Source organism: Absicoccus intestinalis (assembly GCF_033971885.1).
Classification (GTDB): domain Bacteria; phylum Bacillota_I; class Bacilli_A; order Erysipelotrichales; family Erysipelotrichaceae; genus Absicoccus; species Absicoccus intestinalis.
This window is the reverse complement of the sequence record NZ_JALBUS010000009.1, coordinates 58,993-80,925: the sequence shown is the minus strand read 5'-3', so window position 1 is coordinate 80,925 and position 21,933 is coordinate 58,993. Positions and strand designations below refer to the sequence as shown.

Below are 21,933 nucleotides of genomic sequence, written 5' to 3'. Positions count from 1 at the left end.
AAAAACATGAAAAAAAGCAGACAAGATAGGCTTATCTGCTTATATATGGTCAAATAAGGCTCGATAGGCTTCGACATCTTCACTCATTGCGGCTTTTTTTTGTCGGTCTAATGCCGCAGGCAATTTTTCGGTATCGGAGGCCAAGGCACACAATTCTTTTGCATCCGAAAAGATATGTTCTTTTGCGATATAACGACGACGATGGATCGTATTGGTAAAGCCTAAGATCAATTGATCATTGAGAAACGCTCTTTTTACACTGGAAAGGATCTCATCCCCATGATTGATATCAAAATAATAATCGCAGATTTGAAACAAGTCATCCACAACTTCTGTTTTTACGGTTGGATAGAGCTTGACATGGGGATATTTTCCAAATGCTAAAAGCCGACTGGACATTTCCGTAATGGCCGCAATATGAAATACCATTTGCGATAAGTGTGTCACCAAGAATTCCAATTCTTCAATTTGATCGGAATTGGTACAAATCAAAATATGAGGGCGTCGTTGATTTTTTCTGACAAAAGGATAGATAAAACCAAATGGTTGTAACCATTCTTTGGAAGCCCCCAATTCTACAAGCTTTTGCCAACTGGCTTGATCTTGTACATAAATCTTGGATGTATACGATTGCCCCTTCAAGATCATCTGCATATTTCCCGGAATATCATTTCGTGCACCTTCTTGCCAAAAGAGCAGATTCTTCGATGAGAAAGACTCACTAATAAACAGAGGCGTCGATAAAGAATTATAGAAGATGCATTGTCCATCTGCTTTTAATTCATGGAGCATTTCAATGGCGAATGCCGTTCGATTTTTATATACAAAAGTCTTGTGATGCCGATTCACGATGATATCACCCGTTACATAGTTTTCGACCACGCATTCATGCCCTGCGCCATCAAACCAAGAACGACAAAATCGTTTGCCGGTGCGATTAAAGATAGTTCGGGCATATAAAATACCATGATCATCATAGTGATCCGTGCATCGAACAATGCCGTCTTCGTTCAGCCAATCCACTTCACTCACCAATCGACGATGTCTGGGTGGTGCATAAAAGATGCGACCTCGCAAATGATGGAGATCATGGATCTCAGCACCATTGTTGTTGCCACTGATTTCCCAATAATCCGGCAATTCGATCTGGTTAAAATAGCGTGGGTTCCCCACTTGCCATCCGGCATGCATCCAACGATAGGTTTTTGTTGGTTTCGAGCTCACATCTTGGCAAAACCATCGAAACACAGATAAAACATCCGATGGTAAAAAGCCTTTGTCTTCTAATACCAAGACAGGTCCAGTAAACCCCGCAAGGCGGAAGGATTGTTTCAACAGATCGGCCATTTCATCATAATGATCCAACAATAATATACCCATTTCTACTGGATGATTTTTTTCCATTTCTGCATCACCTTTTCTGTTACATACGATCGTGCGATCGCGTAGGAATGTTTTTGAAACGAAAGCCGATCCGCCGTTTTAAAAAATTGGACCACAGCGGTATACAACCCATTCACATGATCTTGTATGGATGTATGTTCATCCACCGGGATCAAATACCCATTTTTACCATCTTCAATAAAGGTTGGATTACCATAGGGAACGTCAAACCCAATCATAGGCAGGCCGCCACCAATGGCTTCCATCAAGCTTAAACCAAATCCTTCACTGGTAGATCCTGATAGATAGAGCTCATAGTTTTGATACACATCGGTCATATCTTGTTGTCCCATCAAGTGGATATAGCTATCTGCTTGGTTTTCTTGGATCAGTTGCGACAATCGTTGTTGTTCGTTGCCTGCTCCATAAATATCCAAAGTTAAGGCAGGAATTTCTTGTTTGGCTTGTACACAAGCTTGGATGATCCAATCCACATGTTTTTCAGAAGCCAAACGACTCGCCGTAACGATGGAATACGGTTTTCGTTGAGCGGTTGGATAGCGAAGCTTATCCAAACTACCGACCGGAATGGTAACGATATGTGGAACTTTGCCTACATATTGTTTGAATTGTGCACGCATACGATCCCGTTGCGCATGGGTCGAGGTAATAAAAAAATCGATATGACGGGCCCTATCAAAAGAATATTCATAATAGTTGTTCCAAAGGATATTCGTTTCATTGGTACTGCCCGCACTATAATGATCGGCATGAACGACAATGCCGACCTTGGCGGATGCACAATTTTGGAGGATGGCCTGTCCAATCCCGGTCGTTCGATCAATGATCACTACGTCTTTGGATTTCAAATGTAAGCACTTCACCATATAACCAACCAATTCCTCTTTTGAATAAAAAATTTGGTCGGAAAAGCGATACATTACATCCCCATCATCGATGATTTCTTCATAGGCAATCGTGCCATCGGTATTAAAAAAACGACGAAGATACAAATGCGCTTTGTTGTCTAATGGCGCATAGTATTCGGTATAGATGCGTCCATAGGTAAAATAGTCCTTGCGAATCAAAAGGCCATTGGATACATATTCCACCCGATGCAAGTAGTCTTCTTTTTCATTGACGAAATAGAAGGTACAAAAATCATGATCATTTAGATAAAGACGGCCAATCTTACCAGTTCGATGCATCGTATGTTCGGTATGCGTTAGGGTTTGTAGAAAACGATCCAACGTATAGGTGACTGGGGCAATTTGAAAATCCGTAAAAAAAGTATAGAGCCATAAAATTTCTTTATCTTTAAACCCCATCTTTTTGGTGTAATGTTCGATATTTTCTTGGGGAAACATATCGGTAAAGATAAAGCGGGCGGGCGCATCGATACCACGCAACATTCGTGCTCGATACAATTGGGCATACTCCACCCCACTGGATGCCCAGCCAATGCCTAAATTAAAATTATAAATCATTTCATGGCCTCTTCGTCTTCATTGGAAGTAGTGATGCAGTAGGAATATAAATCACCACGAAAATAGCACTTCGACAATTCCACCAATTTATGTTCCTCACTATAGCCAATTCGTGAACGATACAAGATGGGTTGAGTCTTGGAAATATTCAATGCCTCAACTGTTTCTTCATTGGGCAGTTCCGCACGGATCTTCTCCACGATATGGGTTGGTACTCCAGATCCAGTATAATCGAGGATCTCATAAATGGAGTTGCGAATACGTTCGGGATCCATGGGTAAATGCGTTTCCAATGGATAATAACTCACCATATAAACGATCTTGATGTCATCGGCTGTTCGTACGCGTCGTACACAATACATCAATTCATCCGTCGAAGCTTGGAATTCTTGAGCAGTTGCTTGGTCCAAATATTCCTTGGTGATGCTGACTGAACTGGTGCCAGGAACGCGGCCAGCGGCTTCCATTTCTTGCGTAAAGCTGGATACATGCATCAAATCTTCTTCAATGCCAGGTCGCCAGATCACAAAGGTTCCTTTTCCTCGTCCTCGTTTGACCATTCCTTCTTTTTCTAGATCCAGAATGGCTTGTCGAGCCGTGATTCTCGAGACATTATATTTTTGTTGGATCTCTAATTCACTTTCAATGCGATCACCTAATTTTAGATCGCCATTCAATATTTTATGCCGATAAATATCTTTAATTTGAATATATAGCGCTTTGGCTCCTTTTTCCGTATTTAAATGTTCCATATGACCCACCTTTGTCATATTGTATCATTTATTTTAGTACTTTGTCTTCTCTTTTTATCAATTTCGATCCATTCATCCAAAGTCATTGGTTGATAATCCGAATACATACAAAAACAATTAATGATCTGACATGGAATATGTTCTTTACCGCCACCAATCGCATCATGCCATTGGCGATGGACATAATCTTGATAGGCATCTAAGATCGGCTGGTCTTGGGTATTATGAATATGTCCATGCAACATATATGTCTTGGCTTGGCCATCTTCACTTTTTCGATATTGCCCATTGTAACAAGCAATCGGATAATGACACAAAACCACCTTTCGCTTATTATCCTTTAATTCCTTATAGGTTTCGATCCAGCCAAATTGACTTCGATCAAATTGTTTGTCATCTAAAAAATAGTCATGATTTCCCCGAATCATAAATAAGTGTCCTTGGAGCTGATCGAGGATCTGTTGGGTCTGGGCCAAATTTCCCCAAGATAAATCTCCTAAGATCACGACTTCGTCATTTTTTCGGACTTTTTTATTCCATTGTTCGATCATATATTCATTCATCGTTTCTACGCTATCAAAACCACGACGATCCATATGTTCCAATAGTGCTTTGTGATAAAAATGACAATCCGCTATATAATATCGCATACGTCCTCCACGAAAAAAGCGGTTGGACCGCTTAGCTACTTACCTTACATGCATAACCATCGGCTTTATACGCCTTCATGGTCTTCTTTAAAGAAACGACCTTATTGCCTTTGGTTCCCTTACTTAAAAGACCGGCATCTACCAATGCATCAAAATCCGCTTCATTAAAATTGATCGTTGTCGTGATCTCAACTTTGGAATCCATCAAAGTACCTGTTACGGATACGCCTTTTAGATCTTTATATTTATCTTGTAACGACTGATTGATCGAATCTTGTATTTTGGTCTTATCCATATCATCACTAATGGAAATGCCCATGTCTTTAAAGGTCAAAAAAGAAACTTGTTTCATGCTTTGAATGGCATCGCCTTTGACTTCCAATGTGATGCTTTCTTCGTTATCTCCTGTACATACGGCATTTTTTTTCGTTGTATCTTCTTCCGTTTTTGAAACCGGTGCCTTATCCGTATCATTATGGATGATATCGCTGATTCTTGCACATCCACTTAATAGGATCAACAGACATACTAATAGACATTTTTTCATACTGATTCCTCTAAATGTATCTCAATTTTAACACAAAAGGACGAATCAACCAAATTGGCGATTCGTCCATACAGATAACTTTTGGAGTCCCTTTTCTAACAGATGGGAATCTTGTCCCAAACCAAAGCGAACATGGTGATCAAAGCCAAAACAAGAACCGGGCACAAAGAAAATACCTTCTTCATCCAGTAATCGATTGGCTAGATCGGTACTGGAAATATCCATATCATACGATAAGAAACCAACCGTTCCTGCCTTTGGCATGATCAGATGATAATGCGATTGAGTTTGTTCCCATGTGGTAAAGATGTGTTTATTCTGTTCAATATAGGCTTTATTCTTTTGCAGGATCTCGTCTTTATGAGCGAGCACTTGGGCAGCTATCGTGTCCATCAATGGACCCGTTGAGATCATGGTATAGTCACGACGCACATTGATCTTCGAAATCAAAGATGGGCAGGCTTTGACCCATCCATATCGTAAGCCTGGCAACGCAAACACTTTACTTAATGAACTTGTGGCAATGCCTTTTTCATAGAGATCACTAATGCTTGGTTGATCATCAAACCCGCGATAAACTTCATCACATAAGATCCAAATCCCCTTTTCTTTACAAATCTGGATCAATGGTTCCATAAACGATCTTGGAAACATCGTGCCGGTTGGATTATTGGGATTATTTAAGATGATCATTTTGGTGTTGGATCGAATACTTTCTTTCAATTCATCGATATTTGGCATCCATCCCATTTCTTCTTTTAACGCTAACAAGGTTGCGTCTACCCCTAGAGATCGTGGATAATCCCAAAATTGTTGATAACCCGGCGTATAGGTAATGATATGATCTTTTGGTTCTAAAAGAGTGTCCATCACATGTTGATTGGCTTCTAAACATCCATGAAACATCGTTAAGGATTTTAGATCATGGGTGGTATACAAGCTCAATATGGCTTGTTTTACCGCTTCCGATCCCGTAATATCTCCATAATCCAGACCCAGATCTGGATCGATATCTACTCGTTCCATCAATTCTTGCCAGGTACAAGCTTTCACACATGTATCCGTCAAATTATAGATGGCTTTTTTTTCATGATCATTCATCCATTGTTCCACTTTGAAGTCGTTGATTTTCATTGATAGAATACCTTACTTAAGAAATCTTTTGCTCGATCCGATTGTGGATTCGTAAAGAATTGTTCACTTGGTGCATCTTCAATAATTTTACCACTATCCAAGAAAACCACGCGACTACCTACTTTCCGGGCAAATCCCATTTCATGGGTCACAACGATCATGGTCATTCCTTCTTTGGCAAGATCCGTCATAACTTCTAATACTTCTTTGATCATTTCTGGATCTAAGGCTGAAGTGGGTTCATCAAACAACATGATTTCAGGATGTAAACAGAGTGCACGAGCTATCGCTACACGCTGTTTTTGTCCACCAGATAATTTATTGGGATATTCATCACGTTTTTCGGCTAAGCCTACACGATCCAAATATCGCATCGCAATTTTTTCGGATTCTTCAGGCGAACGCTGTAAGACATTGATCTGCGCCAACGTACAATTTTCAATGACGGTCATATTGGGAAATAAATTGAAGTGTTGGAACACAAATCCCATCTTTGATCGTTGGGCACGAAATTTTGCTTCATTGGATGGGTCCATCCATTCCTCTTCCAAATAGATCTTGCCGCTTTCGGGATGTTCCAAACCATGAATACAACGAAGCAGTGTACTCTTACCGGAACCGGAAGGTCCAATCAAACTGACAATTTCTCCTTTTTGAATTTCCAAGCTAACATCAGACAGTGCTTGGGTATGTTCAAAATGTTTACTAATATGGTCAACTTTAATCACTGGCTGATAACCTCTTTTCTACATAACGTCCCACAAAGGAAATACTGATTGTCATGATCAAATAGAAAATGGCAGCCAATACATAAGGGGACATGACATCATAATATTCAGTACCTAAAACTTGTGCACCTTTTAATAATTCCACCGCACCAATGGTTGAGATCAAAGATGAATCTTTGATCAAGGTAATGAATTCACTGATAACTGGTGGTACGATGCGTTTAAAGGCTTGGGGCAAGATCACAAATCGCATCATTTGTTTATTGGTCAGACCCAAAGTCTCACAAGCTTCCCATTGACCACGATCGACACCATTGATGCCACTACGAATCAGTTCGGTCTGATAAGCACCACTATTGATTGACATCGCAATGATACCAATATAATAAACATTGATACGTAATACACCACCGGTCATCGCTGTATAGATTGATGGAATGACGGAAAAAATGATCAGGATCTGTAGCAATAAGGGTGTACCACGAATCACTTCCACATAAAAATTGGCAATGGCTCTGGGCACAGCGTGTTTGGATCGTTTGCCACTGGCTCCTAATATACCTAAAAGCAATCCTATCAATAAGGAAATCGCCGCTATCAATAATGATAGCAGCGCTCCCTTAAATAGATAGAATACGTTTTCGGCGGTAAAAATTTGATTAAATGCTGGAAACATTCTATCACTCTCTTTTCTGTTTTTTTATTCGTCTAATGGTAATACACCGTATTTGTCACACAATTTCTTATAATCATCGCTGGATTTAAATTCTTTGATGGCTTTGTTGATCTTCTTGATCATCTTCGTGTTTCCTTTTTTCGCAATGATATAGTTCTCTTCATCTTTCAAAGAACCATCCAATACTTTATATTCACCACTCGAAGCATATTCTTTCGCAACCGCACTATCAACGATAGCTGCATCGTATTGATTGGCTTTGATTGCGTTCATGATATCTTGGACATCTTTTAAACCGGTTGTGTCAGAGCTTGTTTCCTTGGCAGCTTCTTCACCAGTAGAACCTGTTTGAGCGACCAATTTCTTATCTTTTAGATCATCGACAGAACTCATATCGGAATCTTTGGCCACAACAGCAACTTGTCCTGTCTTCGTATATGGATCTGACCATTCTACTTTACGTTTTTTACTATATGTAAAGCCGGAAATACCCACATCGACCTGACCGCCATTGATTTGCGTAATGATATTGTCAAAATCCATCTTCTTGTATTTGAATTTTACGGTATGGCCTTCTTCTTTGCTCAAATATTTTTGGAAATGAGAAACCATATCAATATCAAAACCAACCATCTTGTTTTTCTTTGTCAAAGATTCATACGGTTTATAGTCGGGTGAGATCCCCACTGTGATTACTTCCGTTTCATCTTTTGCACAAACTTGTTGCGTTCCAAGACCAACTAACGATAATGTCATCGCAAATGCGAGCGCTACTTTTAGAATTTTTTTATTCATCTTGCTTCTCCCTTTCTCCACAAAAAAAGCCGTCCTTCAATAGAAAGGACGACAAGTTATCGCGGTACCACCTTAGTTCCATCCACTTTGTATGGATGACACCTCATTCTTAACGCGAATTCACGACGTTGCCTCCATTTTTCGACAACGTAACTCCAAGACACGTTCCAAATCTATCCTTCATGGCTTGCACCAACCGCCAATTCTCTAGCAAGTATTCGATTTGTACTCCTTCTCTTCTTTGTTTATAAAATTATTATACACATGCCAAAACAATTTGCAAGAAATTTTCACTAGTTTTTCAATGCTTGCAAAGGCGCTGGAATACGGCCACCACGCTGGATCATGATATCATTTTCGGTTTGGTTGACTGGCATCACAGGTCCTGCACCTAACAAGCCACCAAAATTCAATTCATCTCCGACATCTTTGCCAATGGCTGGAATCACACGTACCGCCGTTGTTTTGGTGTTGACCATACCAATGGCAGCTTCATCGGCAATAATACCGGAAATAACGGAAGCCGAGGTATCACCCGGAAGGATGATCATATCCAAGCCAACACTACATACAGCGGTCATCGCTTCTAATTTTTCCAGTTTCAATACGCCCGATCGAGCGGCATCGATCATACCAGCATCTTCACTAACTGGAATAAATGCACCGGATAAACCACCTACATGACCAGTTGCCATGACGCCACCTTTTTTAACGGCATCATTCAACATAGCTAAGGCGGCAGTGGTGCCATAGCCACCACAAGTGGATACACCAATTTCTTCCAAGATATGAGCCACACTATCGCCTACAGCTGGTGTTGGTGCTAAGGATAAGTCCACGATGCCAAAGGGTACACCCAAAGCTTTGGAGGCTACTGTTCCTACCAATTGGCCCATGCGGGTAATCTTAAAAGCAGTTCGTTTGATCAAATCGGCCACTTCATCCATCGGTAAGTTTTTGTCGGCTTTAGCCAAAGCGGCACGAACGACCCCCGGTCCGGATACGCCGACATGGATCTCACAATCGGGTTCACCAACGCCATGGAAAGCCCCTGCCATAAATGGATTATCTTCGACCGCATTACAGAAAATGACCAATTTGGCAGCACCTAAACAATTGTCATCTTTGGTCCATTCGGAACATTGTTTGACGATCGTTCCCATTTTTTTGACGGCATCCATGTTGATGCCCGCTTTGGTCGAACCAATATTGACACTGGAACATACATGTTGGGTCTTCGCTAAGGCTTCGGGAATCGAATCAATCAAGGCTTCATCCCCAGCAGCATAGCCTTTTTGTACCAAGGCGGAATAGCCCCCAATAAAATCAACGCCTAACTTTTGGGCACATTTTTCTAAGGTCAAAGCATATTCAACGGGATTGCCACCGGATACGCCCACTAACATAGAAATCGGTGTGACACTGATTCGTTTATTGACAATGGGAATACCATAGGTTTTTTCGATCGTATTGGCTGTTGAAACTAAGTCTTTGGCCAAACGACATATTTTCTCTTCCACTTTTTGACAAGACACATGAATGTCTGGATCCATGCAGTCAATCAATGAAATACCCATGGTGATCGTTCGAATGTCTAATGTTTCTTCATCGATCATTTTAATCGTTTGTAGAATTTCATTATCGTGCATACAATGCCCCCTAGATTCGATGCATCGAATTAAAAATATCCTGATGCATGACTCGAATCACTAAATTGGTTTCTTTTCCTTTGGCTTCCATATGATCAACAAAATCGGTAAATTCACCTTTCATGTCATCGATGGAAATACCCATGGTCATGGTAAACATACTATTGACGATCGTTTGTGATACGTCTTCGATATTCACATTGTAGTTTGCACATTCACTCGCTACCATCGCTAAGATACCTACTCTATCTTTGCCAATTACACTGATAATTGCGTTCATTGTTCCCTCCTAAAATTTGATTGATTCCACCGCGAATTTATTCAATTCATACGGTTGATACGCACTTTGGATGCCCATCACATTGATATCATATTCATCTGGCATAAATTGTACTTGTTCTTGCTTACGTAGACAAGCAAGAATTTTTTCACTTTGTTGTGCTGTCAACGTTTTTCGTTTGGACCAACAAATACGATTCTTTTTATCCAGTAAGAATAATTCAATATCCAATGTGGTTTGTTTCAACAATTCCTCTTTCCAATCGCATTCTTGAATATTGAAATAGAAATCGCTGGAATCAATATCGCCACCTTCTAAGACAAAGATGGCAATATCTTGGGTATAACAGAAATGTAAATCTAGTGGTTTCTTTAACATGGCTAATTCTTCTTCTGCCCAGGATTCATCTTTGATCACCAACATAAAGTGGTCTTCGACAAAATCCATGATAGAGCCCATGTCTACATCATAAGGAAATTTTTTCATAATCCTATTGTAACATGAAACATCGCATTCGTTGGATAATTATAGACGCACTTTGATTGACATAAGTCCGATATCGGACTATGGTAATGCATAGGCTATGGAGGTCTATTATGCAAACCATACAACGTTTCAATCGAATCAATGATGAAATCAATTATCTCTATCACACAGCCAGTCACAAAATGGGTCTGGCAGATAGTGAAATGATCATCTTATATCTTTTACATGATTATAAAAAACTGACGCAAAGTGACATCATCAATCGAACGGGCATGACCAAACAAACGGTCAATTCTGCCATTGCTCGGATGGAAAAAGAAGGTTGGGTCCAGTTGGGAAAGCGTACCCACCATCGAAAGATCATTTCGTTTACCGCATTGGGAACTCAAATCTTACAAGACGTTTTGGGGCCGTTCATCCAAGCGGAAGAAAAAATTTTTGATGATTGGTCCCAAGAAGAAATTGATTTGTTTTTAAAACTTAATTGTCGGTATCGTGATCAATTGCGTCATGTGGTCGACACGATCAAAGAAAGGAGATAAGGCATGAACATTCAATTATCCGATCATTTTACGTATCGTAAACTCATTCGCTTTACGCTTCCATCCATCACTATGATGATCTTTACTTCCATTTATGGTATGGTCGATGGCTTTTTTGTTTCGAACTATGTGGGAGCTGTTCCTTTTGCTTCCTTGAATCTAGTCATGCCTTTTATCATGATCTTATCGGCCATTGGCTTCATGTTTGGTACAGGTGGCACCGCTTTGGTATCTATGACATTGGGCATGAAAGATAACAAAAAGGCCAATGAGATCTTTTCTCTATTGGTCTATGTTCTATTTGGATGTGGTGTTTGTTTATCCTTGTTTGGCTTCATTGCCGCGCCCCAAGTTTCAAGAATATTGGGTGCGACTTCACAAATGATGCCCTATGCCATTTTATATATCCGTATTTGTATGATCAGCTTGCCTTTTTTTATGCTCCAAAATCTTTTTCAAAGCTTTTTAGTAACGGCAGAGCGTCCCAAACTAGGCTTAAAGATCACGATCTTGGCTGGTTGTACCAATATGATCTTAGACTACGTATTTGTTGGTCGTTTGGGCTGGGGATTGGCTGGGGCCGCTTCAGCCACTGTCATGAGTGAGATCATTGGCGGATCGGTTCCTTTGGTCTTTTTCTTTCTTCCCAATTCAACGACGTTACGATTGGGCAAGACCCATATGGATACGCAAGCCATCCTTAAAGCCAGTACCAATGGAGCATCCGAATTTCTATCGAATGCTGCCACTTCCTTGGTGGGAATGTTGTATAATCTGCAACTATTAAAGTATGCCGGTACCAATGGAGTAGCTGCCTATGGTGTCATTATGTATGTCAACTTTATCTTTGCGAGCATTTTCTTTGGTTATACCATGGGAGTATCCCCAATCGTTGGCTATCACTATGGTGCCCATCATACCGATGAATTGAAAGGCTTATTACGACGATCCACGATCATGATCCTGATCACATCGGTGGTCTTAACGATTTTTTCAGAGGTCGGTGCCACCTTTTTGGTTCGGATCTTTGTGGGCTATGACGCTATCCTTATGGCATTGACGGTTCATGGCTTTCATTTGTATTCCCTATCTTATCTGACCATGGGCTACAACACTTTTGGGTCCGGTTTCTTCACGGCTTTAAACAATGGTCGTGTCTCGGCTTTTTTATCGGTCATGCGAACCTTGGTCCTCCAACTGATTGCGATTTATGTATTGCCTTTATGGCTGGGCGCCGATGGTCTTTGGCTTGTCACCACCCTGGCAAACACCATTTGTTTCTTTTTGACCATTTGGACATTGATCATCAATCAAGAGGAGTATCAGTACTAAGCGCAACGGATCGAATATGCATACCTACCACAAGGGCAATACCAATCAAACAAGCAACGATATGAAAATTGGATCCAGTCAATGGGACTTGCGGTACCCGCAAAGTGGTGGGTCCCATCTTGACAGCGTATAATGATGCAGCCATCATACCTAAAATAAAATAAATCATTTGTGGGCGATGATTTTCAAGACCAGCTTGGATCAAGCGTACCACACTGGCGGCGCCAGCCAAAATACCGAAAATAAAGATGATGATAGCCGGAAGGTAAACCAAATGAAATTGCATGAGTTCTTTTAAAGCATTCATCATTGGCATATACACACCAAAGATCAATAGGATGGTCGATCCAGAAACGCCAGGCAAGAACATAGCACTAATGGCAACCATGCCAATGAGAAACAATTGAATACCTAGGCCAATGGAAAAATGAGAGAGGTCCATGGCAGTGGCTTGCATCTGTGTATTTAAGTATGTGATTCCAAAAATCAACGCAATGCCAAAAATCAAATAGGGGATGCCCTTTTTTAGATGGTGCAATGCTTCTCTTTCTTCCATACAAACGATGGGCAATGACCCTAAAATAAAGCCAATAAAGAGTGAACTCACGAAGTGAATATTTTGTTCAAACAAAGCATTTAAGACCAAAACAGCAAGACCCATGCCGACCAGCCATCCAATACCTAATCGAAACAAATAGGAGAAGGCTTTTTTCTTATGGGGCAAATCCCCGAAGATGAACTGATCGATGGAACCAATAAATTGATCATAAAACCCTAAAATAAAGGCAACAGTGCCTCCGGATACACCAGGTACACTGTCGGCCAATGCCATAAAAAAACCATTTACATTATCTTTCAACATTAAAAATATCCTCCTTGGTTGCGAACCTATGCTATCAAGCAAACTTAAACAACAAAAAGAGGATATATAAACAATTTCTTAATTATTCAAACGATACCCAGCACCCCATATGGTTTCTAAGATCTTTGGCTTTTTGGGATCCTCTTCGATCTTTTCACGAATCCGATTGATATGCACCATGACCGTAGAGGTATCGCCTACATACTCATATTTCCAAATTTTTTCCATCAATTGTTCTTTACTGAAGACAATATTGGGATTTTTGGCCATAAAGGTCAACAACTCAAACTCGCGATTGGTCAAATGAATTTCGGTATCTTTTTTAAATACGCGCCAACTATCGGGTAAAATGCGGATATCACCAATACGGATCTCCGCTTGGGGTTCGCTTGATTTGGATGTTTGTTTCAATCGTTGGTATTGTCTTAGATTGGCTTTGACACGTGCTGTCAATTCCATGGGATCAAATGGTTTGGCAATATAATCATCGGCACCAAAATTGAATCCTCGAATTTTATCCAACGATTCATTGCGCGCAGTGACCATCAAGACAGGAATATCATATTTTTTGCGAATCTGTTCACAGATCGCATACCCATCCATTCCTGGTAACATCAGATCCAATAGAACCAGATCACAAGGATTTTCTTCCATGAAGGCAAGAATATGGTCCCCATTTTCTCGAACAATAGTTTGAAATCCAGCAGATTGAAGATACGTTGATTCGATCATCAAAATATCCGTATCATCTTCAATGATCAGTATCGTTTGTTGCGGCATGCTTTTCTCCTTCTTTCCATTTCAATACGATAGCCAATCCATGAAAGTCGGCATGATGACTCTGCACATCCGCACTCACGCTTCCTTGCATGGCATCCATCAAATACTTCACGATATAAAGGCCAAGACCACTGCCTTCTTTTTGGCTTCGGGATGGATCGGCACGATAAAACTCATCAAAGATACGATCCATCGTCTTCTCAGGCACTCCCACGCCATTATCCTGTAAAATAAGGGTATGATCTTGGATACCTACATAAAAAGAAAGAGACGGTACATTGGCATATTTTTTGCTGTTGACCAAAACGTTATCTAGGATTCGTTGTAAGGCTTCAGGATCCGCCATGACTTCTACCGGATGAGCAGGTAAGTCACAAATAAAATGAATAGCAGGCATTTCTTCTTGCTTGGCGTGGAAATAATTTTGCATATAATCAACTAAGTCAAGCGACTGGATTTGTACAGGGATCCCTCCGGTTTCTAATTTTGAAAAATAGAACAATTCATTGAGTAATTGATCCATTTCACCACTGCGACGATATGCCGTTTGTAAGAAACGCGTTTGTTGATCGGGGTCTGCGACCACACCATCCAAAATGCCCTTAACCGACCCACGAATGGCCGTTAATGGGCTGCGTAGATCATGGGAAATGCCAGCAATCATTTCTTGTCGTGCTTTTTCATATTTGGCATTCTTTTCTTTTTCATCTAAAAGATGCTTCTGCATATGATTAAACGTTTCACATAGGGACTCGAATTCTGCATCTCCATGATAGACGATTGGGGTCGAATAGTCATTCTGACGAATGCGTTGAGCGCCGGCTTCCAATTGTTCCAATGGTTCCATGATCTTTTTCCGAAGTCGCATCGTAAAATAACGACATACGAGCACCAATGTGACAATGCTTAGGATCGTAAATACCAAAAGCATGCCATTAAAAAAGCCATTGTGAAGTGTGAGTTGTTCAATCCATTGTTCCGTTTCATTCGTAAAATGTTTACCTACTTGAGCATGGAGGATCTGTTCCACACTTTCCCAATAGATTTTCACACAGGCAGCACCAATCAATGCACATATGGTTATGATGACAAAGATCATAGCTGTATTGGTGTAGAAGATACGATTCTGTACCGTTTGTTTTTCATTCTTTTTCATGGATATACCTCATTTTTAATTGTAACGCTAACCAACCACAAAAAATACCGACAAATGCTCCTATCAACACATCACTTGGATAATGAACATATAAGTACAAACGTGAAAACGCAATCAAACAAGCAAAAATCAAAGTTGGGATCCGCCATTGTTTGTATACGTTAGAAAACCATAATCCACTTACGGCTGCAAAAGAAAAAGCAGTATGTCCAGATGGAAAAGAATAGTCTGTCGGACAACTCACCAATAATGGAATCATTGTATTGACATCACAGGGACGAATTCGATGGAACAATAGTTTCATGATCACATTGCATAGTAGCACATCGATGCCCATCACGATCAGGATGAAAAGTCCTGCTTTTCTTGTTTTCTTATGCATCATTAATAAAAGGGGCAATAATATCCACAATACAATTCCATTGGAGATCAGTGGCATGATTTGATCTAGTAAGGGTGTTCGTAATGTTTGAATGACATTTAAAATTTGAAGTTCCATAATAATATCCTTTCCCATGCACCCTACTCTAGAAAAGAGATATAAATTTTCACGTTGGAAATACCTAAACAATGTATAAACAATTCCTCTTTTTCATGAATATAGTCATTTCTTTTTGTCAAAATTTCTATGTTATTTGATCCACGCAATGCCGAGTAAACAAAATAGGATCCCAACGACTTTTTTCAAATCAACCGATTCATGAAACACAATGGCGCCCATGACCAACAACAAAATGGCTACTACGATATTTGCGATGACCGATGCTTTACTAATTTCCCAACCGGCCCGATACATCAACATGTAGCCTCCTTCGACACCGATGATGACAATTCCTAACAAAAGATTATATTTATTGATGTTCACTTTCTGATTGAAATATAGAGTATCTTTTGTCAGAAGAAATAAGAATAAACTGCCTACAAATGCCACTCCATACGTTGCTGCCAAACCGATAAACGGATTGATATTGGATGGAAGACTTTTACTGAATGTGTGATATCCAATATTACAAAAAATGACAATGACCAATGGTAAAAAATATGGAATGCTCATATTACCTCAGTTCCTTTCTCATCCATACATGGGGACATCCTTCATCCATATAGATATCTCCTAATGAAAAATATCTATTTTTCTCATAAAACGGCGTGGCCCTTACTTGTGCTAATAATTCAGCCCTATTCCCTTTTCGCTTTCTTATTTCTTTTTCAGCCGCCTTCAACAATTGACTACCCGCATTCCTTCCTCTATGATCCTTTAGAACGGCGATTCGACCAATCACATAACATTGTCTTTCTTCCGAATAATAGATCCTACATGTTCCCACGGGATTGGATACATCCAATAACACAACATGTAATGAGATCCGATCCGTTTCATCAAACTCATTTTGAAATCCTTGTTCTTCCATAAATACTTTTTTTCGTATTCTTTCTGCTTCTTTTGGTAGTGTTTTAAAAATTTTTGCTTCCATACTTTCATCCCTCCTATAAAAAGATAAAAGGCACCCAAAACATAATCTTATAGCTTCAAGCCGTACCTACGATTATGTTTTGAATGCCTTATGATCACTCACCCGGTGATGAGTGAAAGCCTTTATTCTGTTGTGCTTCTAATTATTCAGGATAGATCAACGATTGTCAATAATAAAATGATTTTCCATCCAAAAAACTACCTACTCTTTCAAGTAGATGTCTTGGATATATTGTTCATTGGCTTTCAACAATTTCTTATAATAGGAATCATAGCTCTTACTAAACTTTCTTATGAGTGGAATAGCGATTTCATAATACTTATTTTGTTCCATATATTCTTGTAGTTGATCTTGGATGGATTTCATTGGACTCTTTTGATAATCTTCACTGTTTTTATAGGATTCATATTGTGAAACAGATTCTTTATGTTCTTTGAACCATGTTTCCACATCTTTAATGGCTTCCTGTTTGTTTTGATGGATGGCTTTCAAAGCCTTCCTATCAAAACAGGAACTGATCTGTTCAATATATGCCTTTTCTTCTTGGCTTATCTGAAAAGCTGGAAGGGCATCTAGATATTCAATAAATTGTTGAAAGGCTTCTTTTCCTTCTTCATCTAAAGGCTCATCAAAAAAAGGTTGATAGGATGCAAACAATAAATCGCCAAAATATCCAGGAAAAGCTCTTTTCAATCGGACATAAATCGATTCTTCGGCTTCCAATCTATTTATTTTTTCATTGATCCTATTTTGACTTTCACCATGCAGCATCAATACTAGGATCTCCTTTCTTTTTTCTTCACTATCCAATTGATGCTCTTTTTCTCTAAGCAAAGAAGCTAACGATTCATTACTGGATAGATATTGTTGCATATCGGATAAGGATATACCTAATTTTCGAAAGATTGAAATTTGGCTAAGAATGGCAACATCCTTTTCACTATAGTCTCGATAGCCATTTTTTAATTTTGTAGGATGAATCAAGCCTTTTTCTTCATAATATGTGATGGCTTTGCGGGTTAATCCGGTTTTCTTTTGCACTTCATTTCGAAACATGATCGATCACTTCCTCTAATGAAACGATAGCATTGTCCCCAATGGGCAGGTCAAGACCTAAAATCGCTGATTTATTTCTGTATTTCAACCTTTTCGTTTCTGGTTCCTGGATTGGTTTGAATAGCTGTAAAGAACAAGGTCTTATATTTCCATTGATTGGGTTTTCGTGAATCATAACTGGTTTCATAACGAAATCTTGGTACTTGGTTAAATTGTGTAACAGCCACATAATCCGAAAGCGTAAAAAGAATAAATAACAGGAGCATACATCCTACCACTGTTTGTACTCGCCATCTTTTGTTCACCAAAATACACAAGCCAAACAAAACAATGAAACTGCCCAAGATTGCATAAATACTGCTCCAACTGCTTTCACTTGGAAAAATGATCAATGCCGATAGAATAATGAAAATCCCAAAGATTAAAATAAGAAATCCACCCATTTTTCGTCTTTCTGCTTTTATCTCATCGTGGCTATATGCCGCCATTACATGTGCTGTTTCATTCGATTCTTGGTTTCTCATTTTTTCCTTTCTTTCACCCGAAATAAGTTCTGGTATACTTATTGCATAAAAATCAGAAAGCATAACAAGCATATTGATATCTGGTAAGCTCGTACCGGTTTCCCATCGAGATATGGTTCGATTGGAAACATGAAGTTCTTCCGCCAAATCTTCCTGAGTCAGATGTTTTTCTTTTCGTAGTTCTTTGAGAAAAGCCCCCATCTTTATTTGATCCATATTCGTTTCTCCTTGATGTCATCCTAATCATACCTTCTCTTTCCCTCTTTTTACACGACAGAAAACAAGAATCATGACTAGACACCTTTGTCTAGTATGTATAACACGCATATTACAAATATAATCAAAAGGCGCCGATATTCTATTTTGAACGAATATCTGCACCTTTTATTTATTTTCAATCTATTTCACTTACTCTTTGAAATGCCTATTTTGCTGGAACAATATACAAAACTTCAGTGTTGTCACACCTACCATTTAATTATCTATTATGTCTTTCATATATTGTGTAACATGATCCTGAACTTGGCTCAAAACTTGCTTTGTATCTGGATTTTCACTTGGAAAACGGAACAATTGTTCTAAATATCCTTGTTGTTCCATGATACGGATACTTTCTGGATAAACCAATCCATACACAAAACAAATATGAGCTACATAATGATCCATGTGTGTTTGTGCATGAGAAAGATCCACCAATCGATGAGACAATGCATCCTGTATGATCGCATTAGAAATATCTTCTTGTTGTAATTCTTCTAATGATACATCATAAATATCTTCCAGTGGCGTTTCCAAATTCACTTTCAAAATATCAATTTTATCGGCATCCCTTAAGATTTGGGCAAACAATACTTCTCGGTTTGTTAAGTCTTTTGGTAAGGCATACACATTGTGATAAAAGACAGCTTTTTTAATCAATGGATCTTCGCTTGGATCCAATATGTATTCACTAATCTTATTTTGTGAAAATAAGTATCGACAACTTAATAAGGCATGGTTTTCTGATAAAGAATCGTAAAAAGTACCATATTGTTGCACTTGCACAAATCGCCCAAGATCATGAAAGATTCCTAATAACCAAGCAAGATCAATGTCTTCTTGATTCAAGTGTAGGCTATGAGCAATTCGTTCACACAAACTAGCAACACGATAGGTATGATCGATCTTCAATTTAATCTTGATGTCATTTTCATCAAATATGGATACATCTTTTAAAAAAGTTTCGTTCACACGTTTTCTATCTATTTGCATATCTACATTATATATTTAATTATTGAAGATTGCTTAGATATTTTACCTTTCGAACAATCTGCTTTTTACATACCTAATTTAGGAAATTCATCACCAGTTTGACCATTGTTTCTTTTTCTTCTGGTCGCGATTGGGCAATCATCAATGCAATCGCAACCAATGCACTATCCGAGATCATTTGCTTACCATCGACAATCAGATGCTTGTTTTTGTTCAGAAACTCTAAAAAAATCGATGCACCAATTCGTTTACAACCATCTACAAATGGATGATCTTTAATCAAGAAATACAGTAAATACTTGGATACAATTCGGTTCCAAATACATTTTGATAAACCGCTGCCAAGATACCATTGAGTTTACCCACTTCTTTTTCCACTCCAAATATATCGGAGAAATCTCCATATTTCATGGAATCAATCAAATGACGACATTCTGCATATGTCATACGATAAATCGTAGTGGCCCCCCTTTGGCTTAGGAATGGTCCCATGATCATAATCATCTAATAACGTGAGTGCATGAGAATAAGCTTCTATCACACTGAATACTTCTTTTTCTTCTATATTCAAAGTAGATGCTAACATTCTTGATTGGATCGAAATGGTTTTATTCAAGACATCTAATCGCTTTTGATTTAACGCATACCCTTTGATCATATAGTCTTTTAAGACCGATGTTGCCCATTTACGAAAAAAAATACCTTTTTTGATTTCACTCGATAGCCAACGGATATGATCATATCTAAATTGTAATACTCAATGTCACGTTTTATTTCCCTTGAACCTTCTTTTTGAACTGTCGCAAATTTTGCGACAGTTGAAGAATCAAGTTCTTCTTTCAATACATTATTGATATGTTTACCAATTGTTTTAATATCTCTATCAAATAATGTCGCAATTTGATTTCTGTTCAGCCAAACCGTATCTTTGTCAGGCGTTACTGTCACATCAATTTGTAGATCTCCATTCACGAATTGAATGATTTCATTACTCATTTTGCCCCCTATCTGCATGTTTCACTGATTTTCCATGACATACGTATGATCAAAACCAATTCCTAAACTTGTCCATCCGCTTCTTTGACTCCATGGGATATCTGTATTATCTGTATTTCTTTTTGGCAATATTATCGATTGAACACAAGATTCCATTATCCAATACATAAACGACTGTACCAATCGCCTTGTTTCCTATCTTGTCATATAGACGGCCTGCACTCATGCTTTCTCCTAAGACCGTGTATGGACTGTTGGCCACATAACCCACTTTTCCAAGACCTTTTACATTGACTTGGATGGCTTCACGATCATATTGATTTTCTTTGTCTTTGATCAATTGAACGCGCATACCTGGTTCAAAAAATTTACTTCCATAACAGTATTTCGTTCCCGTGATAGTAAAAAATGTTTTCTTCATAGCATGTGCCTCCATTTCTAGGTCTTTTCTTTCTACTATCACTCTAACAAATACCATGTCCTATTTTTTGGACTTTATATAATTTTCTTAAAAGTATTTGCATCATCAAATTCAATATGGACCATAAATAGCTTTTTACGCTTGGAACGAATATAAAGCTTGGTAAACCAATGATAATGGACACCCGAAATGGGATAGCCTTCTAAATAACTCTTTTGCGATACATGAACGATACGATCCGACCAAGTGGGTAATTCTTTTTCAGCATCATTCAAATAAAAAATGATCTTAGTATCATTCTTAGTTTGATTGACTTGGCCATTGCCATTTTTCACTTCTTTATGGCTAATGGTATCAAACACAAAAGTTGCACCCGGAAATCGATGGGCCATCTCTTTGATCAATGTTTGCACTTCTTTCTTGGAAAAATAGTGAAGGACACCCGCTGCGATAAAGATAGCCCCTTTTTGGGCATCAAACGGAATTTGATCCATCCAAACAGAATTCGTTAGATCACACGCTATATTTTGTTCATTCTTTCCACAAGAAATGTAGGTATTTCGACATGCGATCACATCGGGCAAATCCAAGTTGATCCATGGATTTTGTTCATTTTTCATTTGTCTTCGTAAACAAGAAAGTCCGGCTCCCATTTCAACAATGGTTGCGTTGGGATGGATTTGAAGATACCATGCAATCTCTTTAGAAAAGTCATATTGACGCATGGCACCGGCTAAACAAGCACATTCCATATGATAAAAAATAGTAGGTGGTTTGGTTTCTCCCATTTCCTGTAAGATACGGATGGCATCATGATCTGGTAAAATTTGGGGAAGCTTTTTAACCGCTAAAGCACGACACCAAAGCGGAATACAAAGGGTTCTTTCAACACTGTCTTTTTTTAGTTCCATATGTTATCATCATCTATATTTGTTAGTACCTTCTAATTATATCAACACATCGAATATATT

General features: G+C 38.9%; 27 protein-coding genes, 1 pseudogene and 1 other annotated feature. Of the genes and pseudogenes, 2 read left to right on the top strand and 26 right to left on the bottom strand.

All coding sequences use genetic code 11. The features are described from left to right. Nucleotides 1-39 precede the first annotated feature (39 nt). The 12 genes from gtfB to MOZ64_RS07120 form a co-directional block, all read right to left on the bottom strand. The gene (gtfB, locus tag MOZ64_RS07175; protein ID WP_320325904.1) at nt 40-1,404 is read right to left on the bottom strand and encodes an accessory Sec system glycosylation chaperone GtfB; all 1,365 of its coding nucleotides are present in this window, start codon (nt 1,402-1,404) and stop codon (nt 40-42) included. Continuing rightward, nucleotides 1,383-2,870 carry an accessory Sec system glycosyltransferase GtfA gene (gene gtfA, locus MOZ64_RS07170; protein WP_320325903.1) on the bottom strand — a complete coding sequence of 496 codons (1,488 nt, stop codon included), beginning with the start codon at nt 2,868-2,870 and terminating at the stop codon, nt 1,383-1,385. Before gtfA ends, gtfB begins: the two co-directional genes overlap by 22 nt. Next, complete coding sequence (locus tag MOZ64_RS07165) at nt 2,867-3,622, bottom strand: GntR family transcriptional regulator (RefSeq protein ID WP_320325902.1); 756 nt, start codon at nt 3,620-3,622, stop codon at nt 2,867-2,869. The genes gtfA and MOZ64_RS07165 overlap by 4 nt, the downstream gene beginning before the upstream one ends. Nucleotides 3,623-3,636: 14 nt before the next feature. After that, nucleotides 3,637-4,272 (bottom strand): metallophosphoesterase, encoded by a 636-nt coding sequence (locus tag MOZ64_RS07160; RefSeq protein ID WP_320325901.1) that lies wholly within the window; start codon nt 4,270-4,272, stop codon nt 3,637-3,639. Between the two features lie 31 nt (nt 4,273-4,303). Then, nucleotides 4,304-4,819 carry a DUF1307 domain-containing protein gene (locus tag MOZ64_RS07155; protein WP_320325900.1) on the bottom strand — a complete coding sequence of 172 codons (516 nt, stop codon included), beginning with the start codon at nt 4,817-4,819 and terminating at the stop codon, nt 4,304-4,306. Between the two features lie 45 nt (nt 4,820-4,864). Further along, nucleotides 4,865-5,953, bottom strand: a complete 1,089-nt coding sequence (locus MOZ64_RS07150; RefSeq protein ID WP_320325899.1) for an aminotransferase class I/II-fold pyridoxal phosphate-dependent enzyme — start codon at nt 5,951-5,953, stop codon at nt 4,865-4,867. After that, a complete protein-coding gene (locus tag MOZ64_RS07145; RefSeq protein ID WP_320325898.1) occupies nt 5,950-6,681 on the bottom strand; it encodes an amino acid ABC transporter ATP-binding protein in 732 nt (243 codons plus the stop codon). The genes MOZ64_RS07150 and MOZ64_RS07145 overlap by 4 nt, the downstream gene beginning before the upstream one ends. Beyond that, nucleotides 6,674-7,357: an amino acid ABC transporter permease gene (locus tag MOZ64_RS07140; protein ID WP_320325897.1), complete on the bottom strand. Its 684-nt coding sequence runs from the start codon at nt 7,355-7,357 to the stop codon at nt 6,674-6,676. The genes MOZ64_RS07145 and MOZ64_RS07140 overlap by 8 nt, the downstream gene beginning before the upstream one ends. Before the next feature lie 24 nt (nt 7,358-7,381). Further along, nucleotides 7,382-8,152 (bottom strand): substrate-binding periplasmic protein, encoded by a 771-nt coding sequence (locus MOZ64_RS07135; RefSeq protein ID WP_320325896.1) that lies wholly within the window; start codon nt 8,150-8,152, stop codon nt 7,382-7,384. A 41-nt stretch (nt 8,153-8,193) separates the two neighbouring features. Next, nucleotides 8,194-8,403 (bottom strand) — a binding site (T-box leader). A 42-nt stretch (nt 8,404-8,445) separates the two neighbouring features. Then, nucleotides 8,446-9,801 carry a PFL family protein gene (locus tag MOZ64_RS07130; RefSeq protein ID WP_320325895.1) on the bottom strand — a complete coding sequence of 452 codons (1,356 nt, stop codon included), beginning with the start codon at nt 9,799-9,801 and terminating at the stop codon, nt 8,446-8,448. 10 nt (nt 9,802-9,811) lie between these two features. Then, complete coding sequence (locus MOZ64_RS07125; RefSeq protein ID WP_320325894.1) at nt 9,812-10,081, bottom strand: ACT domain-containing protein; 270 nt, start codon at nt 10,079-10,081, stop codon at nt 9,812-9,814. A gap of 9 nt (nt 10,082-10,090) precedes the next feature. Continuing rightward, nucleotides 10,091-10,567, bottom strand: a complete 477-nt coding sequence (locus MOZ64_RS07120) for a hypothetical protein (RefSeq protein ID WP_320325893.1) — start codon at nt 10,565-10,567, stop codon at nt 10,091-10,093. Nucleotides 10,568-10,677: 110 nt separating this feature from the next. Here MOZ64_RS07120 and MOZ64_RS07115 point away from each other — a divergent pair, with 110 nt between their 5' ends. Continuing rightward, nucleotides 10,678-11,109: a MarR family winged helix-turn-helix transcriptional regulator gene (locus MOZ64_RS07115; protein ID WP_320325892.1), complete on the top strand. Its 432-nt coding sequence runs from the start codon at nt 10,678-10,680 to the stop codon at nt 11,107-11,109. Between the two features lie 3 nt (nt 11,110-11,112). After that, nucleotides 11,113-12,441 (top strand): MATE family efflux transporter, encoded by a 1,329-nt coding sequence (locus tag MOZ64_RS07110; protein ID WP_320325891.1) that lies wholly within the window; start codon nt 11,113-11,115, stop codon nt 12,439-12,441. Here the strand turns inward: MOZ64_RS07110 and MOZ64_RS07105 are convergent. The 14 genes and pseudogenes from MOZ64_RS07105 to MOZ64_RS07040 all read right to left on the bottom strand — a co-directional run bounded on the left by MOZ64_RS07105 (nt 12,416) and on the right by MOZ64_RS07040 (nt 21,873). Then, the gene (locus tag MOZ64_RS07105; protein ID WP_320325890.1) at nt 12,416-13,303 is read right to left on the bottom strand and encodes a DUF368 domain-containing protein; all 888 of its coding nucleotides are present in this window, start codon (nt 13,301-13,303) and stop codon (nt 12,416-12,418) included. The two genes, MOZ64_RS07110 and MOZ64_RS07105, sit on opposite strands and share 26 nt — an antisense overlap. Nucleotides 13,304-13,381: 78 nt before the next feature. Then, a complete protein-coding gene (locus MOZ64_RS07100) occupies nt 13,382-14,083 on the bottom strand; it encodes a winged helix-turn-helix domain-containing protein (protein ID WP_320325889.1) in 702 nt (233 codons plus the stop codon). Further along, nucleotides 14,055-15,239, bottom strand: coding sequence for an ATP-binding protein (locus MOZ64_RS07095; RefSeq protein ID WP_320325888.1), 1,185 nt, complete (start codon nt 15,237-15,239; stop codon nt 14,055-14,057). Before MOZ64_RS07095 ends, MOZ64_RS07100 begins: the two co-directional genes overlap by 29 nt. Then, the gene (locus MOZ64_RS07090; RefSeq protein ID WP_320325887.1) at nt 15,226-15,738 is read right to left on the bottom strand and encodes a phosphatase PAP2 family protein; all 513 of its coding nucleotides are present in this window, start codon (nt 15,736-15,738) and stop codon (nt 15,226-15,228) included. Before MOZ64_RS07090 ends, MOZ64_RS07095 begins: the two co-directional genes overlap by 14 nt. 132 nt (nt 15,739-15,870) lie before the next feature. Next, nucleotides 15,871-16,293, bottom strand: coding sequence for an EamA family transporter (locus MOZ64_RS07085; protein ID WP_320325886.1), 423 nt, complete (start codon nt 16,291-16,293; stop codon nt 15,871-15,873). Between the two features lies 1 nt (nt 16,294). Continuing rightward, nucleotides 16,295-16,714, bottom strand: a complete 420-nt coding sequence (locus MOZ64_RS07080) for a GNAT family N-acetyltransferase (protein ID WP_320325885.1) — start codon at nt 16,712-16,714, stop codon at nt 16,295-16,297. A 201-nt stretch (nt 16,715-16,915) separates the two neighbouring features. Next, a complete protein-coding gene (locus MOZ64_RS07075) occupies nt 16,916-17,770 on the bottom strand; it encodes a MerR family transcriptional regulator (protein WP_320325884.1) in 855 nt (284 codons plus the stop codon). A 71-nt stretch (nt 17,771-17,841) separates the two neighbouring features. Further along, nucleotides 17,842-18,510, bottom strand: coding sequence for a helix-turn-helix domain-containing protein (locus MOZ64_RS07070; protein ID WP_320325883.1), 669 nt, complete (start codon nt 18,508-18,510; stop codon nt 17,842-17,844). A 258-nt stretch (nt 18,511-18,768) separates the two neighbouring features. Next, on the bottom strand, nt 18,769-19,545 hold the full coding sequence (locus MOZ64_RS07065; RefSeq protein ID WP_320325882.1) for an HD domain-containing protein: 777 nt from the start codon (nt 19,543-19,545) through the stop codon (nt 18,769-18,771). A 73-nt stretch (nt 19,546-19,618) separates the two neighbouring features. Then, nucleotides 19,619-19,828, bottom strand: coding sequence for a hypothetical protein (locus MOZ64_RS07060; RefSeq protein WP_320325881.1), 210 nt, complete (start codon nt 19,826-19,828; stop codon nt 19,619-19,621). Continuing rightward, nucleotides 19,825-19,992, bottom strand: a complete 168-nt coding sequence (locus MOZ64_RS07055) for a hypothetical protein (RefSeq protein ID WP_320325880.1) — start codon at nt 19,990-19,992, stop codon at nt 19,825-19,827. The genes MOZ64_RS07060 and MOZ64_RS07055 overlap by 4 nt, the downstream gene beginning before the upstream one ends. Next, nucleotides 19,961-20,541 (bottom strand): annotated as a pseudogene (locus tag MOZ64_RS07050) (virulence RhuM family protein). Before MOZ64_RS07050 ends, MOZ64_RS07055 begins: the two are co-directional and overlap by 32 nt. 106 nt (nt 20,542-20,647) lie before the next feature. Continuing rightward, a complete protein-coding gene (locus tag MOZ64_RS07045) occupies nt 20,648-20,962 on the bottom strand; it encodes an HIRAN domain-containing protein (RefSeq protein ID WP_320325879.1) in 315 nt (104 codons plus the stop codon). A gap of 74 nt (nt 20,963-21,036) precedes the next feature. Then, a complete protein-coding gene (locus MOZ64_RS07040) occupies nt 21,037-21,873 on the bottom strand; it encodes a class I SAM-dependent methyltransferase (RefSeq protein ID WP_320325878.1) in 837 nt (278 codons plus the stop codon). Between the last annotated feature and the right edge of the window lie 60 nt (nt 21,874-21,933).

Coding starts and splice junctions, on each gene's coding strand:
- gtfB (WP_320325904.1), bottom strand. CDS start 1,404: ATGGAAAAAAATCATCCAGTAGAAATGGGTATATTATTGTTGGATCAT.
- gtfA (WP_320325903.1), bottom strand. CDS start 2,870: ATGATTTATAATTTTAATTTAGGCATTGGCTGGGCATCCAGTGGGGTG.
- MOZ64_RS07165 (WP_320325902.1), bottom strand. CDS start 3,622: ATGGAACATTTAAATACGGAAAAAGGAGCCAAAGCGCTATATATTCAA.
- MOZ64_RS07160 (WP_320325901.1), bottom strand. CDS start 4,272: ATGCGATATTATATAGCGGATTGTCATTTTTATCACAAAGCACTATTG.
- MOZ64_RS07155 (WP_320325900.1), bottom strand. CDS start 4,819: ATGAAAAAATGTCTATTAGTATGTCTGTTGATCCTATTAAGTGGATGT.
- MOZ64_RS07150 (WP_320325899.1), bottom strand. CDS start 5,953: ATGAAAATCAACGACTTCAAAGTGGAACAATGGATGAATGATCATGAA.
- MOZ64_RS07140 (WP_320325897.1), bottom strand. CDS start 7,357: ATGTTTCCAGCATTTAATCAAATTTTTACCGCCGAAAACGTATTCTAT.
- MOZ64_RS07135 (WP_320325896.1), bottom strand. CDS start 8,152: ATGAATAAAAAAATTCTAAAAGTAGCGCTCGCATTTGCGATGACATTA.
- MOZ64_RS07130 (WP_320325895.1), bottom strand. CDS start 9,801: ATGCACGATAATGAAATTCTACAAACGATTAAAATGATCGATGAAGAA.
- MOZ64_RS07125 (WP_320325894.1), bottom strand. CDS start 10,081: ATGAACGCAATTATCAGTGTAATTGGCAAAGATAGAGTAGGTATCTTA.
- MOZ64_RS07120 (WP_320325893.1), bottom strand. CDS start 10,567: ATGAAAAAATTTCCTTATGATGTAGACATGGGCTCTATCATGGATTTT.
- MOZ64_RS07115 (WP_320325892.1), top strand. CDS start 10,678: ATGCAAACCATACAACGTTTCAATCGAATCAATGATGAAATCAATTAT.
- MOZ64_RS07110 (WP_320325891.1), top strand. CDS start 11,113: ATGAACATTCAATTATCCGATCATTTTACGTATCGTAAACTCATTCGC.
- MOZ64_RS07105 (WP_320325890.1), bottom strand. CDS start 13,303: ATGTTGAAAGATAATGTAAATGGTTTTTTTATGGCATTGGCCGACAGT.
- MOZ64_RS07100 (WP_320325889.1), bottom strand. CDS start 14,083: ATGCCGCAACAAACGATACTGATCATTGAAGATGATACGGATATTTTG.
- MOZ64_RS07095 (WP_320325888.1), bottom strand. CDS start 15,239: ATGAAAAAGAATGAAAAACAAACGGTACAGAATCGTATCTTCTACACC.
- MOZ64_RS07090 (WP_320325887.1), bottom strand. CDS start 15,738: ATGGAACTTCAAATTTTAAATGTCATTCAAACATTACGAACACCCTTA.
- MOZ64_RS07085 (WP_320325886.1), bottom strand. CDS start 16,293: ATGAGCATTCCATATTTTTTACCATTGGTCATTGTCATTTTTTGTAAT.
- MOZ64_RS07080 (WP_320325885.1), bottom strand. CDS start 16,714: ATGGAAGCAAAAATTTTTAAAACACTACCAAAAGAAGCAGAAAGAATA.
- MOZ64_RS07075 (WP_320325884.1), bottom strand. CDS start 17,770: ATGTTTCGAAATGAAGTGCAAAAGAAAACCGGATTAACCCGCAAAGCC.
- MOZ64_RS07070 (WP_320325883.1), bottom strand. CDS start 18,510: ATGGATCAAATAAAGATGGGGGCTTTTCTCAAAGAACTACGAAAAGAA.
- MOZ64_RS07065 (WP_320325882.1), bottom strand. CDS start 19,545: ATGCAAATAGATAGAAAACGTGTGAACGAAACTTTTTTAAAAGATGTA.
- MOZ64_RS07055 (WP_320325880.1), bottom strand. CDS start 19,992: ATGACATATGCAGAATGTCGTCATTTGATTGATTCCATGAAATATGGA.
- MOZ64_RS07045 (WP_320325879.1), bottom strand. CDS start 20,962: ATGAAGAAAACATTTTTTACTATCACGGGAACGAAATACTGTTATGGA.
- MOZ64_RS07040 (WP_320325878.1), bottom strand. CDS start 21,873: ATGGAACTAAAAAAAGACAGTGTTGAAAGAACCCTTTGTATTCCGCTT.